The sequence below is a fragment of the Rossellomorea vietnamensis NBRC 101237 genome, from assembly GCF_001591825.1.
GTDB lineage: Bacteria > Bacillota > Bacilli > Bacillales > Bacillaceae_B > Rossellomorea > Rossellomorea vietnamensis.
On sequence record NZ_BCVQ01000019.1, the window covers coordinates 1 to 14980 of the forward strand.

Here is a 14980-nt window from a genome sequence, read left to right on the forward strand (position 1 = left end):
TTTTTTTATGTCTGAGGATGGTGGACCAAATCCTACTTATAGATTGTTTGCCTCACAGTGGGCGGAAATTTGATATGATTAGATATGGCTTAGTGCTCGTGGAAAGATCGAATCATCATGGATACTGACTGTGCGTATGGCAATAAAGGAGAATATAGATGAAAGCAGCAATGATTTTTGATATGGATGGTACATTATTTCAAACACACCGCATTCTTGAGGCTTCACTTCACGATACCTTCCAATTACTTAGAGATGAAGAAATGTGGGAGGGGGATACACCTCTCGAAAAATATAGAGAAATAATGGGTGTCCCCCTTTCTGATGTGTGGAGGACCCTATTGCCCCTGCATCCCTTTCATACACATGAAAGAGTAAATGAAGTATTTCAGGATAAATTGATTCAAAACATACTGGATGGAATGGGCGCCCTCTATCCCCATACAGAGGACCTCTTAGCCTATTTGGCCGATAGGGGATTTCCGATTTTTGTGGCAAGTAACGGCTATCCACGTTATCTCGAGGCAATCGTGGAATATTACGGGTTGGATCGATGGATCTTATCCTGCTATAGTATTGAGGATATTGAATCTGAGGATAAGGGTGAACTCATTCGGAAAGTGAAGGTGGATCATGATCTCAGTCACGGAATTGTGATCGGAGACAGACGATCTGACTTTAAAGGAGCCGAGGCGAATGAGTTCCTCTCCATCGGATGTGCTTTTGATTTTTCTCAGGAAAATGAGTTACAAGAAGCAGACATCGTGGTCGGTGACTTGATTGAAATCAGAGAATATTTAGAGAACGTGAAATGAAATAAGAGAGAGGAGTGATCGAGTGGAGGAGGAAAAACTGGCCATTTTGAATGAGAATGGAGATAGGTTAGGGGTCACGAGCCGTTCGGAGGTGCACACAAAGGGTTACTGGCATGAGACCTTTCACTGCTGGTTTGTTCATTATGACGACAATTTGAAGGAAACCTTCATCTATTTTCAGTTAAGAAGTGACGATAAGAAGGATTTTCCCGGTCTTTTGGATATTACGGCCGCCGGACATATTTTGTCCGATGAGAAGATTGAAGACGGTGTGAGGGAAGTCCATGAAGAGTTGGGAATCAAGCTCAAGTTTGAGGAATTGGAGGATCTGGGGGTGGTAAAAGGGGAACTCATTCAAGAAAATATGATAGACAGGGAGCATACCAATGTATTCCTCTATATCAAGCCGGTCTCATACGAGGAATTTCAGCTTCAGACGGAGGAAGTTTCAGGTATTTTACGTTCAAGCCTGTCCGATTTCAAATCGCTTATTCAACATGATAAAGCAGAAATCGAACTGGAAGGATTTGTTGTCACCAAGAGCGGGGTGAAGAACTATATCAGCAAAAAGGCCGGTTATCATCATTTCGTCCCTCATGAAAGGCCCTACCTTATCGAAATCATCGATCGAATAGAACAGAAAATGTAAGAAAATAATTCCTCTTTCCCATAGCGGGAATGGATGATGAAGGCTATCATGAATATTTGGTACATACATACTGTGAAAGAGAGTAGGAGAAACATTGAACGGCACAGCGCACATGGCAATTGGAGCAGCAACAGGTTTTATCGTGGCGAACTCATTTGGATCCGGCCCAGGTGCGACAGCCGCACTTGTAGCAATCGGCGGGATATCCGGACTCATACCTGATTTGGATATTGATGGAAAGCTTAGTAACAAAGTTACTTTCTCCCCCCAAATGATCAGGTCGGTGGCGCAAATCATCGGCTTTCTCATGATGGTGTACAGCTACCTGGAAGGCATTGGGAAAGAACGGTGGCTTGGGATTGGCTATGGGGCAGGAATGATGTTATTCACAAGCTTCATCACCCAGAGAAGAATGCTGATGATTACCGGCATAGGTGTGACGGCATGTGGATGGCAATTAAATGAAATATGGTTATGGTTACTGGGCATCTATATATTTATTGCTTCCTTCGTGTCACATCGCAGTTATACCCACTCTGTAATGGGGTTAATATACTATGCTATCATCGCTCGTTATCTCGAGACTTCTATCCTGATTGATGGAGTATTTGAAGCATGTGTCATCGGATATGCGAGTCATTTGATCGCGGATATGAAGTTTCTCCCTTTTAATAAGAGAGGCATAAAGCTCTTCCTTCCTCTTTCGTCAAAAGAAATGTAAAATGTGTTTATACCCACTTGACCATTATTTACCTATCCATTAAAATAATGGGAACACAATAAATGGTTAAATGCGATGAAGAAGAAGAGTAGACGATCGAAACATTTAAGAGAGCTGATGGATGGTGAGAATCAGTATGGGGAATCGTTGAATGGGCTTTTGAGCATCCAGGCTGAAAAGAAGTAGGTTCTGGCGGAAGGTCTCACCGATAAAAGGGACGATGTATAGAACGTTACTTCTGTACAGGTGAGTGCGTTTATTGAAGTGTAAACGAATGAAGGTGGCACCACGGGTTTCCCGTCCTTTTTTAGAGGACGGGAAGCCCTTTTTGTGTTTTCTGATTATTTTCAACGGAGGGTATGATGGGGATGAAAAAACAAGTTCTGACTGGTATCAAGCCAACTGGCCGTATACATTTGGGGAATTATATTGGGGCGATTAAACCGGCATTGGGATTGGCGGAGAACCAATCATATAACACTGCTTATTTTGTTGCGGATTATCATGGTTTAACAAAAATCCATGATCCCATTGAAATGAAGGAGCTTTCTTATGGGGTGGCGGCAGCGTGGTTAGCATTAGGGTTGAATCCTGATTCAGCGATTTTTTACCGTCAATCTGATGTGCCTGAAATCTTTGAGCTGAGCTGGATCCTTTCTTGTTTTGCACCAAAAGGATTATTAAACCGCTCTCACGCATATAAATCAATGGTTGAAGAAAATAAAGAAAGCGGGAGAAATGTTGATGCTGGAGTCAATATGGGATTATTTACGTATCCCATTTTAATGGCTGCGGATATCCTCCTTTTTCAAACCGAGTTGGTCCCTGTCGGAAAAGATCAAATACAGCATGTGGAAATTGCCAGAGACATAGCTGAAAGCTTTAACAATCAATATGGAGAAACATTTGTCATCCCTGAATACGTCATCCAGGAAGAAACGGCCGTTCTACCGGGACTGGACGGCCGCAAGATGAGTAAAAGTTATAATAACACCATTCCTTTATTTGAAGAACCAAAAAAGCTTCAAAAATTGATCAATAAAATCAAAACGGATTCTTCACTTCCTGAAGAGCCTAAGGATCCTGACGATTCAATCATTTTTGGTCTTTACAAAGAATTTGCAACCACTGATCAATCGGAAGAAATGAAAAGGAGATTTCAACAAGGAATAGGCTGGGGGGAAGCGAAGAAAGAACTTTTCGATGTAATGAATTCATTCATCGAAGTACCAAGGTCGGAATATGAAGACCTATTGAACAATCGGGATAGACTGGATGCCATCTTACTGAATGGAGCCATAAAAGCACGAAAAAAAACAATCCCATTCATGAAAGAGATCAAAAGGAAAATAGGAATGTATCATTAAAATAGAATAAAATGATCATGATGTTTTTCAGATAATTCATAATTGTCATTGACATTTGTATGTCTTTGTTATAAGTTATGAGAAAGCATTTTAACAATTTCATATTGTTTCTTATCAAGAGAGGTAGAGGGACTGGCCCGAAGACACCTCAGCAACCAGCCACAGTAACAGGTATGGTGCTAATTCCAGCAAGTTGATGTCAACTTGGACGATAAGAGGGAGAACGAACGTATAAAACCTTCTTATTTTCATAAGAAGGTTTTTTGTTTTTTCCCCTTTTCATTTTCTAGGGACGAAAAGGAGAGAAGGATGTTGAAAAAACATATTGATACTTTGCTTGTCCAGGCAGGCAATCGGAAGGATCCAGCTACTGGTGCCGTAAGTCTGCCCATTCATTTATCGACAGCATATGAACATAGAGGAATCGGTGAATCAACCGGTTATGATTATACGAGAACAGGAAACCCAACCAGGGCGACCCTTGAAGAATTACTGACTCAATTGGAAGAGGGGCATAGAGGATTTGCATTCAGTTCGGGAATGGCTGCGATTCAGGCAATTCTGGGTTTATTCTCAAGTGGGGATGAATTGATTGTATCGAAGGATCTTTACGGAGGAAGCTACCGCTTATTCGTTCAGTATGAAGCCCAATATAATATCAAATTTCATTTTGTTGATACAAGTGATACTCATTCTATAGAAGAGCACATATCGAAGAGGACGAAGGCTATTTTTCTTGAAACACCAACCAATCCATTAATGAATGAAGCAAATATTTCTGAGGTCGCAGCCATTTCAAAGGCGAGTGGATTACTTTTAATCGTCGATAATACCTTTTATACACCAGTTCTGCAAAAACCGCTCAAAGAGGGAGCAGACCTGGTCATTCACAGCGCTACCAAATACTTAGGGGGCCATAATGACGTTCTGGCCGGAGTTGTCATAGTCAACACAGAGGACTTGGCTGAAAGGATCTATACGATTCAAAATTCAATCGGCGCAGTCCTTGCACCATTTGATTGTTGGCTCTTAATAAGAGGGTTGAAGACCCTTAGTCTCAGAATGGCCCAGCATGAAAAGAATGCACGAAAATTAGCCCAGTATCTTAAAGGGCATGACTGTGTAGCGGACGTCTTATATCCCGGGAAAGGGGGCATGCTTTCCTTTCGCATTGCCAAGGAAGAATGGGTCGGTCCATTCCTCCAACATCTAAAGGTCATAACGTTTGCTGAAAGTTTAGGAGGGGTTGAAAGCTTTATCACCTATCCTGCCACCCAGACCCATGCCGACATTCCTGAAGAAGAAAGGAATAGACTTGGCATCTGTAACAGATTGCTCAGGTTTTCTGTAGGAATAGAATTTATCGACGACCTGATCGAAGACTTGGAGAATGTTTTTCAACAATTGGAAAAAGAGGTGTTAACGTATGAGTAAAAAACCATTTTCACTTCAGACGTCACTCATCCATTCCCGCGGATTTGATAAAGAGACAGGAGCTGTTTCTACACCGATTCATCATGCTACAACCTTTCATCAACAGGATTTTGATCAGTATGGTACGTATGACTACAGCCGTTCGGGGAATCCAACAAGGGAAACAGTCGAAGAAACGATAGCGGAATTAGAAGGCGGGGTAAGGGGTTTTGCCTTTTCATCCGGTATGGCTGCCATCTCAACAAGCTTTCTATTATTGTCGAGTGGGGATCACGTACTCGTCTCGGAGGAAGTATATGGGGGGACATACAGGATGATCACGGAAGTCCTTACTAAATTTGATATAGAATACTCCTTTGTGAATATGAAAGATCTTCATGAGGTGGCTTGTGCAATTAAGCACAATACGAGGGTGATTTATATGGAAACCCCGTCGAACCCCTTATTGAATATCACAGATATTGAAGGGGTCGTGAAGCTTGCCAAGGCAAATGACTGCTTAACATTTCTGGATAATACATTCATGACGCCATTGCTGCAAAGGCCAATCAGTCTAGGGGTGGATGTTGTACTGCACAGTGCAACGAAGTTTCTTGCCGGACATAGTGACGTCTTAGCAGGACTTGCGGTAACGGGAGATGAAGAGATTGCGGGGAAACTTGCTTTCCTGCAGAATTCGTTTGGGGCGGTACTCGGGGTACAGGATTGCTGGCTGCTCTTAAGGGGGCTGAAAACATTGCATGTCCGATTGAAGGAATCATCGGAGTCGGCTTATAAGATTGCAAGCTTCCTGGAAAGCAGAAAGGAAGTAGAAGAAGTGTATTACCCGGGCTTGAGCTATCATCCCGGTCGTGAAATTCAAGTCCGGCAGGCAGAGGGTCCCGGGGCGGTACTATCTTTCCGGTTAAAAGGGGAAGAGGAAGTGAAGCAACTCATCAAACATGTAAACATTCCTGTATTCGCCGTCAGTTTAGGAGCTGTCGAATCGATTCTATCCTATCCATCAAGAATGTCACATGCTTCCATGCCTAAAGCTGAAAGAGAAAGAAGAGGGATTACAGATGGGTTATTGCGCTTATCCGTTGGTCTTGAAAACGCGGATGAATTAATAAAGGATCTTCAAAATGGTTTAGATAGTATACAAAAAATCAATCGAAACAACGTGATCAATTTGTAAAGGGGGAGGATGGGACATGATGCCATTGCTGGAGGCATTGAAAGAGAGAATCTTGATTGCAGATGGAGCCATCGGAACATTGTTGTATTCATATGGAGTGGACAGATGCTTTGAAGAACTGAATCTTTCTCACCCAAATGAAGTGTTGAAAGTCCATAAAGAGTATATCGATGCCGGAGCCGATATCATACAGACCAATACGTACGGGGCCAATTATCAAAAGCTTTCCAGATACGGATTGGAGGATTCGGTTAAAGAAATTAATACAGCTGCAGTGCGTCTGGCTAGAAAAGCAGCGGGAGAGAACACCTATATTCTAGGCACGATCGGGGGAATCAGGGGCATTAAACAAAATGTGTCCCTCGAAGAAATCAAAAGAAGCTTTCGTGAACAGCTTTACTGTTTATTATTAGAGGGTGTAGATGGTATTCTGCTGGAAACCAATTATGATTTCGAGGAATTGACCACAGTGCTGAACATTGCTAAACGTGAAGCGGATATTCCCGTCATTGCTCAGGTTTCCCTTCATGAAACAGGAGTCCTTCAAAATGGAATGGAAATCAAAGATGCCCTTCAACAATTGGAATTATTGGGAGCGGATGTCGTCGGCATCAATTGCAGGATGGGACCATTTCATATGGTGAATTCATTAGAGGAAGTTCCCTTACCGAAAAGGGCGTTTCTATCCGTCTATCCTAACGCGAGTCTCCCAAACTATGAAGAAGGTCGATTCTATTACTCCGCTGAGCCAGATTACTTTGGGGATATCAGCAATGAGCTGCGTCTTCAGGGTGCAAGAATCATTGGGGGATGTTGTGGAACCACACCCGATCACATTCGTTCTGTAGCTGCAAGATTAAAAAGCCGGGAGCCTGTGAAGGAAAAAAAGGTGAAAAAGAAAAAAGTAGTTCAGTTATCTTCACCATCCATCAAGGGAATCTTGCTGCATGAGCAAGTGAGAGAAAAGAAAACGGTCATCGTTGAACTCGATCCACCCAAGCATCTTGATACGAAACTGTTTTTCCAAGGAGCGGCGGCGCTTAAGGAAGCCGGCATTGACGCTCTCACCCTTGCCGACAATCCGCTGGCATCGCCAAGGATTAGTAATGATGCAATCGGGAGCATGGTAAAGTCGAAATACGATCTTACACCTCTCGTTCACATCACTTGCCGGGATCGAAACCTGATCGGACTTCAATCCCATTTAATGGGCCTGCACACATTAGGGATACACAACCTATTAGCGATAACGGGTGATCCTGCCAAAATCGGGGACTTTCCAGGTGCTGCATCCGTATATGACCTTTCTTCCCTGGAACTTATAGAACTCATTAAACAAAATAATGAGGGAATATCGTTTTCCGGTAAGTCACTGCGGGAGCGGACTCAATTTTCAGTCGGGGCAGCCTTTAATCCGAACTTCCGTCATTTAGACGCTTCTGTGAAAAGACTGGAAAAGAAAAAGAAAGCAGGAGCCGACTATTTTATTTCTCAACCGATCTTTGGGAAAGAACAACTGATTCAAGTGTATGAGGCAACGAAGCATCTGGATGTTCCGATCTTCATCGGAATTATGCCGTTAATCAGCTCAAGAAACGCAGAATTCCTTCACCATGAAGTACCAGGAATCAATGTGCCGGAGGAAACGAGACGAAGAATGAAGGAAGCAGGAAATGATCCCGTCATAGCTGGAGCAGTCGGAATGGAAATAGCCAAAGACTTGCTGGATACGGCAATCCAGCTGTTTAATGGCATTTATCTGATCACACCTTTTGTAAGATATGATATGAGCATTGAACTGATTCATCATATACAAGAGAAAACCAACACGGAAAGAGAGGTTCCCTATGGCCATCACATTGTTTGAAGAACAGCTTAGAAAGAAAATACTCGTACTTGATGGAGCAATGGGGACGATGCTTCAACAAGCAAATTTATCACAGGAGGATTTCGGAGGGGAAGAACTGGAAGGATGTAATGAAAATCTTGTATTGACAGCGCCGGAGGTAATCTATCAGATCCATCTGGAATATTTGAAAGCGGGGGCTGATGTCATTGAAACAAATACCTTTGGTGCAACCCCTATCGTTCTGGACGAATATGATTTAGGCTATAAAGCATATGAAATCAACAAAGTAGCTGCTGAAATCGCCAGGAAAGCAGTAGAAGATGTCTCGACTTCCGAATGGCCAAGGTTCGTTGCTGGATCGCTTGGTCCTACTACGAAAACGTTATCCGTGACAGGTGGAGTCAGCTTTGATGAAATGGCAGATAACTACCGTGTCCAAGCAGAAGGCCTTCTCGATGGCGGAGTTGATGTGCTATTACTTGAAACGAGTCAAGATGCTTTAAATGTAAAAGCAGCGAACATCGGCATTCGAACGGCTTTTGAATCCAGAAGGAAAGAAATCCCGATTCTGTTATCCGGAACCATTGAGCCTATGGGCACTACACTGGCCGGTCAAACGGTTGAATCATTTTATTTATCCCTTGAACATTTAAACCCTTTGGTCGTTGGCCTTAACTGTGCAACGGGACCTGAATTCATGCGTGACCACGTCCGTTCGTTATCGGATTTGGCCACTACCTATGTAAGCTGTTATCCGAATGCCGGTCTCCCGGATGAAGAAGGGAACTACAATGAGACAGCTGATTCCCTGAGTGTAAAGATGAAAGGTTTCGCTGAGAAAGGGTGGCTGAATCTTGTAGGAGGGTGCTGCGGGACGACACCGGAGCATATACGTGCCCTTTCAGAGGTTGTGAAGGGATTCCCGCCACGTAAACCCAATGTGTCTCATCCCCATGCGGTGTCGGGAATTGAAGCCTTCATCTATGAGGATGAAGACAGAAGACCGATTCTGGTCGGAGAACGGACGAATGTCATCGGTTCACGTAAATTCAAACGATTGATTGCAGAGAATAAGATAGAAGAAGCTTCTGAGATTGCAAGGGCGCAGGTGAAAAACGGTGCCCAGGTAATCGATATCTGCCTTGCCGACCCTGACCGGGAAGAAGTAGAGGACATGAATGTTTTTATCCAGGAAGTGGTGAAGAAAGTTAAGGTCCCACTTGTCATCGATTCAACGGATGAGAAGGTGCTTGAGGCCGCGTTGAAATTTTCTCAAGGAAAAGTGATCATTAATTCAATTAACCTGGAAGACGGAGAAGAAAGATTTGCCAAGGTCGCTAAATTGATGAAAGCCTACGGAGCGGCAGTGGTGGTCGGGACGATCGATGAGAAGGGAATGGGGGTGTCAGTGGAGCGAAAGGTGGACATTGCTCTTCGTTCACATAGATTGTTAACCGAGAAATATGGGATTGCTTCTGAAGATATCATCTTTGACCCTCTCGTATTCCCGGTCGGTACGGGGGATCAGCAATATATAGGATCAGCCAATAGTACGGTGGAAGGGATCAAGAAGATTAAAGAAGCCTTGCCTGATTGCCCTCATATACTTGGCGTCAGCAATGTTTCATTCGGGCTGCCCCCTGTCGGAAGGGAAGTCCTCAATGCAGTGTATCTTTATCACTGTACAAAGGCTGGACTCGACTATGCCATAGTCAACACGGAGAAGTTAGAACGCTTTGCCTCTATTCCTCAGGAAGAAGTCCGAATGGCTGAGAAGCTTTTATTTGAAACGACGGATGAATCACTTGCTGAATTTACAGCATTTTATAGGGGGAAAAAGAAAGAAGTAAAGGCTCCAGTAAACACAATGACCTTAGAAGAACGTTTGGCTCATTATGTAGTGGAAGGCACGAAAGAGGGGTTGATAGCTGATTTAAACATGGCTTTGGAAAAATATGAGGCTCCCCTTGATATCATCAATGGCCCGCTTATGGACGGAATGAGCGAAGTTGGAAGATTATTTAATGATAATCAGCTGATCGTTGCGGAGGTGTTACAGAGTGCCGAGGTCATGAAAGCGTCCGTCGCTCATCTGGAACCATATATGGAACAAACGGAAAGTTCCTCTTCCAAGGGAAAAGTGATTTTGGCTACGGTTAAGGGGGATGTGCATGATATCGGTAAAAATCTTGTGGATATCATCCTCAGCAATAATGGGTATGAAGTGATTGATCTAGGTATTAAAGTAACTCCGCAGGAACTGATTCAAGTCATAAGGGAAGAAAAGCCCGACATCGTAGGTTTGTCAGGTCTCCTGGTAAAGTCTGCACAACAAATGGTCATCACGGCTCAGGATTTAAAGCAGTCCGATATTTCAGTTCCTCTTATAGTTGGGGGTGCTGCCCTCACCCGAAAGTTCACTACAAACAAAATCGGTAAGGAGTACGACGGGCTGGTGCTTTATGCCAAGGATGCAATGGATGGATTGAGTATCATGAATGGAATTCAACATGAAGAAACAAGAGTGCAACTGGAAGAGGAAAGCCGTGAGAAACAAAGCCGACTCGAAGTACATGAAGAACGGTCTAGTCGAGCCACATCATCCGTTGCAGTGAAAGCACGTTCTACCGTATCTAAGGAAGTTAAGGTTCATGTTCCATCAGACTTGATACCTCATACGATAAAGGAATTTTCACTGGATCAAATCCACCCATATATCAATCAGCAAATGCTTCTTGGTCATCACCTTGGCATTAAAGGGAAAATTTCAAGATTGCTGGAGGAAGGGGATGAACGAACGATTCGTCTCAAAGCCGTGACGGATGAGTTGTTCCAAAAAGCAAAAAGGCAAGGAATGATCCATGCATCTGCACGATATCAATTCTTTCCTGCTCAGTCCGATGGTGATGATGTTGTCATTTATCACCCGGAAAATACATCAACCGAAGTGGAACGATTTCATTTTCCGAGGCAATCAGGGAATCAGCATCTGTGTTTAGCGGATTACTTGAAATCGGTTGAAAGTGGGGAAATGGATTATGTCGGATTCTTCGCCGTAACGGCCGGGGTGAAAATCAGGCAGTGGGCTAAGAAGTTGAAAGAGGAAGGGCGGTTCCTGGAAAGTCATGCATTGCAGGCCATTGCCTTGGAAACAGCAGAAGGCTTGGCTGAAAGAGTTCATGAAATGATGCGAAGCAGATGGGGTTTCCCGGATCCGGTAGACTTTACGATGCAGGACCGTTTCCGTACCCATTATCAAGGTCAACGGTTTTCATTTGGGTACCCCGCATGTCCTGAGCTTGAGGATCAGAAGAAGCTGTTTAAGCTTCTCGAGCCTGAAAAAATTGGAATCCAGCTAACAGACGGATGCATGATGGAACCTGAAGCATCTGTAACGGCCATGGTCTTCGCTCATCCGGAAGCAAGATATTTTAATGTATTATGATCATCTATTAAAAAGGCAACTTCCAGAAATGGAGCTGCCTTTTTCTTTATGGTCATGAGTGAAAGTGGACTGCTATTCATGGATAGGTTGGCAATGGCAGAACGTAACATTAGAGATGAAGGGAAATCTGCTTGTAGAGTAATAAAGGGGAAATACAGAGTTAGAAAGAGTGATCTTCTGTTTTTACACTTTGATTACTAAACTTGGTTTCAAGTATTTCGAGAATCTTTTCTTCAGAAAATCCTGTGATCATTGTTAAATTAAGTAAGCTAGGTTTAAGACCGATAGTCTCGCAAAAATGATAGGCACTTTGGATAGCAAGCGTTTCGATACACTTTCTTGTCAGATTGTTATTCATTCTCTCATCAGCTCCCAACTATTTTGACATATGACTAAGTAGTAAGAATACGACATCATATTAAGATTAGAGGTTGGTTTCTAATAGGAGATCCCTATACATCAAAATAGTATATCGAGACATACCCTTGCTGTCTGCTTCTCTGGTAATGCCCCCATTATACACTTTATATTGTGAATTGTAGAGGTTATTTACAAAATAATGTAATATTATTTGAAAATGCTTATTATTCATACTTTTTTATTTTTCCAGCACATGAGCCGCTTTTTTTACCTTGCGATTTCATATTGTATTCATTCCCGGGGTGGCTCTAAATGACATTGATGCATGAATGTGTTATATAATAGAAGGAGAGATAAGATAGTTTTGAACATTCTACTTGAAAAGAGTATGATTTCCAGACTACTCATAACGTCAGAAGGGGAAGAGGAAACGGAACATTTTGATGGATATTATAGGAGGAATCATACATGCATAGAAACAAAGAAGTACATACATTTTTATTGGGGAAGGCTCGTCAATTGACAGATGAGTGGTATGAATCCCTGGATAAAAGTGCTACCAGTGGCGTTTATTCTTCAACTGATCCGAAAGTAATTGAAACCTTAAAGAAGCAAAATTTTGAATTTCATGGAATCCTTTGCAATGTATTTGCGGAGGATCGGGAAACATTCAGAAAGAATATTGATGAATGGGTCTTAAATCTTGCGAATGATAAGGAACATTTAGATACCCCCACTCATCATATCCTTAAGGAATTTATGAGGGTAAGAAATCAATACCTGGATTTCTTGAAAGAATTTGCAGATTCTCATTTGGATGAGGGTATATTTAATCAATTTAATTTATGGAGCAAGGTGATTATTGAAGCATTCGACCGGGTCATGATACGTTTTGTGGAGTTACAGTCTGAAGTTGTGGAACAACAGCTCCAAAATCAGCAGGAAATTATTTATGAACTCAGCTCGCCGGTCATATCCCTGAATTCACATACGGCTCTTTTGCCACTTGTAGGGAACATTGATCCTACAAGGGCGGAGCTCATCTTAGAAAATGCCTTGGCTCAATGTGTAGATATGGAAGTTTCCCAATTGTTCATCGATTTATCCGGTGTCGTATTAATCGATACGATGGTAGCTCATCAAATTTTCCAGCTGATCGACGCACTTCAATTGATTGGGGTGAAACCAATTCTTTCAGGGCTGCGACCTGAAATCGCTCAAACGGCCGTTCAACTTGGATTGAATTTCGAACATCTCACTATCACCTCAACATTGTCACAAGCTTTAACAATCAAAAACAATGAGATATGATCAAACCGACTAAAAGCATCCGTACATCGTGTATGGATGTTTTTTTTTACATTCAGTGCGTTCCATTTCACGATCATAAGAAGAAGTAAAAACTCTGAAATAAAATATCTTGAATTAAAGATAAATATCGTGTATGATACAACTATAAGGTAAATACTATCTCTTAAGGAGTGAAAATAAAATGAACTTAAAACCATTAAAAGGGCAGCATCATGTTTCTGCCATAACAGCAAATGCAAAGAAAAACTATGAATTCTACACGAAAACCCTGGGATTAAGATTAGTGAAAAAATCCATCAATCAAGATGACACCTCTGTATATCACCTATTTTATGCAGATGAAAGAGGGAATCCAGGGACGGACCTTACATTCTTTGAGATTCCACATGCAGGACACACATATAAAGGAACGAACAGTATTTCATTGACGGCATTAAGGGTAAAGACGGATGACTCACTGTCTTATTGGAAGAAACGTTTTGAAGAGTTAGGAGTGGACCATGATAATATATCTCATCACACCGGCCGATCTACGTTACGTTTCCGTGATTTCGAAGGTCAGCGTCTCATGCTGGTATCTGATGAAACAAATGAAGGAGTGCCTGGCGGGAAGCCTTGGGATAAGAGTCCGGTACCAGTTGAACATGGGGTTGTCGGTTTAGGTCCTATCACATTGACCGTCGCCCGTGGGGAGAGCACAGCGGCCGTACTCAAAGATGTTCTCGGCTTTAAAGAAACTGGAAGCTTTCCTTCTGACGTTGAAGGCCAGGCCGATATCCGGGTATTTGAAACAGGGGAAGGCGGAACAGGTGGAGAAGTGTATCTTGAAGAAAGAAATGACCTTCCCGTGGAAAGACCTGGAAGAGGTAGCGTACACCATGTAGCATTCCGGGTTGAAGATGAAACGGAGTTGCAAAAATGGGTAAACTGGATTACAGAAAACCGCCTGCCGAACTCAGGTTTTGTGGAGCGCTACTATTTCCGTTCACTTTATTTCCGTGAACCAAATGGTATTCTATTCGAACTTGCAACAGATGGTCCAGGCTTTGAAACGGATGAGGACTTTGATACGTTAGGACAAAATTTATCACTTCCACCATATTTCGAAGCCCAAAGAGAATCCATTGAAGCGAAGTTAAAACCATTGGATACGAAAGAATAAGGAGGAAAATTTCTTGAAACATATCTTTAAGCAAGGAAACAATGAACTCCCTACACTTTTATTGCTGCATGGTACAGGGGGAGATGAACGTGATTTACTTCCCCTTGCCGAAATGATTGCACCGGAAGCCTCTGTTTTAAGCGTGAAAGGGAACGTGGACGAGAATGGAATGGCCCGTTTTTTTGCCCGCCTACGTGAAGGTGTCTTTGATGAAGAGGATTTAGTATTCCGTACGAATGAATTGAAGCAATTCATTGATGAAAGCGCGATTGACTATGAATTTGACCGAGGAAATGTGGTAGCCTTGGGCTATTCCAATGGAGCAAACATAGCAGCAAGTATGATGTACCATATAAAAGAATCATTGAAAGCCGGTATCCTGTTTCATGCCATGGTACCAAGACGCGGGATCGAACTGCCGGATTTATCTGGTGTCCCGGTCTTTATTGGTGCCGGTAAGCGGGATCCCCTCATCCCCATGAATGAAACAAAGGAACTGGTGGAAAACCTGAAAAAGGCCCATTCTCCCGTTACGGAGTTCTGGACAGATGGAGGGCATGAGCTTCGTCGGGAAGAGGTGGAGGAAGCGAAGAAATGGTTCGAAAAGAATTTTAAATGATGGTAAAAAACTCCGGAAGACAGTTGTCTTTCGGAGTTTTTTTGTAGATTACAATAGAAGAACCCTATCTA

12 protein-coding genes, 1 riboswitch and 1 other annotated feature are annotated in these 14980 nt (G+C 42.7%); of the genes, 11 read left to right on the forward strand and 1 reads right to left on the reverse strand.

From position 1 onward, the window contains the following. The first annotated feature begins 158 nt into the window (after positions 1 to 158). The 8 genes from BVI01S_RS11560 (at position 159) to metH (ending at position 11457) form a co-directional block, all read left to right on the forward strand. Positions 159 to 815 carry an HAD family hydrolase gene (locus BVI01S_RS11560; protein ID WP_061810238.1) on the forward strand — a complete coding sequence of 219 codons (657 nt, stop codon included), beginning with the start codon at positions 159 to 161 and terminating at the stop codon, positions 813 to 815. A 22-nt stretch (positions 816 to 837) separates the two neighbouring features. Beyond that, positions 838 to 1464 (forward strand): NUDIX hydrolase, encoded by a 627-nt coding sequence (locus BVI01S_RS11565; protein ID WP_061810239.1) that lies wholly within the window; start codon positions 838 to 840, stop codon positions 1462 to 1464. Positions 1465 to 1558: 94 nt separating this feature from the next. After that, the gene (locus BVI01S_RS11570; RefSeq protein ID WP_034759841.1) at positions 1559 to 2185 is read left to right on the forward strand and encodes a metal-dependent hydrolase; all 627 of its coding nucleotides are present in this window, start codon (positions 1559 to 1561) and stop codon (positions 2183 to 2185) included. Positions 2186 to 2251: 66 nt separating this feature from the next. Continuing rightward, positions 2252 to 2493: a binding site (T-box leader), on the forward strand. A gap of 60 nt (positions 2494 to 2553) precedes the next feature. Beyond that, positions 2554 to 3552 carry a tryptophan--tRNA ligase gene (locus BVI01S_RS11575; protein ID WP_061810282.1) on the forward strand — a complete coding sequence of 333 codons (999 nt, stop codon included), beginning with the start codon at positions 2554 to 2556 and terminating at the stop codon, positions 3550 to 3552. 108 nt (positions 3553 to 3660) lie between these two features. Beyond that, positions 3661 to 3770: riboswitch (SAM riboswitch) on the forward strand. Positions 3771 to 3861: 91 nt separating this feature from the next. Further along, the gene (locus BVI01S_RS11580) at positions 3862 to 4986 is read left to right on the forward strand and encodes a methionine biosynthesis PLP-dependent protein (protein ID WP_034759838.1); all 1125 of its coding nucleotides are present in this window, start codon (positions 3862 to 3864) and stop codon (positions 4984 to 4986) included. Next, the gene (gene metC, locus BVI01S_RS11585; RefSeq protein WP_061810240.1) at positions 4979 to 6163 is read left to right on the forward strand and encodes a cystathionine beta-lyase; all 1185 of its coding nucleotides are present in this window, start codon (positions 4979 to 4981) and stop codon (positions 6161 to 6163) included. Before BVI01S_RS11580 ends, metC begins: the two co-directional genes overlap by 8 nt. Positions 6164 to 6182: 19 nt before the next feature. Next, the gene (locus BVI01S_RS11590; protein WP_061810283.1) at positions 6183 to 8030 is read left to right on the forward strand and encodes a bifunctional homocysteine S-methyltransferase/methylenetetrahydrofolate reductase; all 1848 of its coding nucleotides are present in this window, start codon (positions 6183 to 6185) and stop codon (positions 8028 to 8030) included. Next, positions 8011 to 11457: a methionine synthase gene (gene metH, locus BVI01S_RS11595; RefSeq protein WP_061810241.1), complete on the forward strand. Its 3447-nt coding sequence runs from the start codon at positions 8011 to 8013 to the stop codon at positions 11455 to 11457. Before BVI01S_RS11590 ends, metH begins: the two co-directional genes overlap by 20 nt. Before the next feature lie 160 nt (positions 11458 to 11617). Here metH and BVI01S_RS11600 read toward each other — a convergent pair whose 3' ends face one another. Further along, positions 11618 to 11815, reverse strand: a complete 198-nt coding sequence (locus BVI01S_RS11600; RefSeq protein ID WP_061810242.1) for a hypothetical protein — start codon at positions 11813 to 11815, stop codon at positions 11618 to 11620. Between the two features lie 470 nt (positions 11816 to 12285). On the opposite strand from BVI01S_RS11600, the gene BVI01S_RS11605 reads away from it, so the two are divergent. The 3 genes from BVI01S_RS11605 to BVI01S_RS11615 all read left to right on the forward strand — a co-directional run bounded on the left by BVI01S_RS11605 (position 12286) and on the right by BVI01S_RS11615 (position 14909). Continuing rightward, positions 12286 to 13128, forward strand: a complete 843-nt coding sequence (locus BVI01S_RS11605; RefSeq protein WP_061810243.1) for an STAS domain-containing protein — start codon at positions 12286 to 12288, stop codon at positions 13126 to 13128. A gap of 181 nt (positions 13129 to 13309) precedes the next feature. Continuing rightward, positions 13310 to 14290 carry a ring-cleaving dioxygenase gene (locus BVI01S_RS11610; protein ID WP_061810244.1) on the forward strand — a complete coding sequence of 327 codons (981 nt, stop codon included), beginning with the start codon at positions 13310 to 13312 and terminating at the stop codon, positions 14288 to 14290. Between the two features lie 13 nt (positions 14291 to 14303). Further along, positions 14304 to 14909 (forward strand): alpha/beta hydrolase, encoded by a 606-nt coding sequence (locus tag BVI01S_RS11615; RefSeq protein ID WP_034759824.1) that lies wholly within the window; start codon positions 14304 to 14306, stop codon positions 14907 to 14909. Positions 14910 to 14980 lie beyond the last annotated feature (71 nt).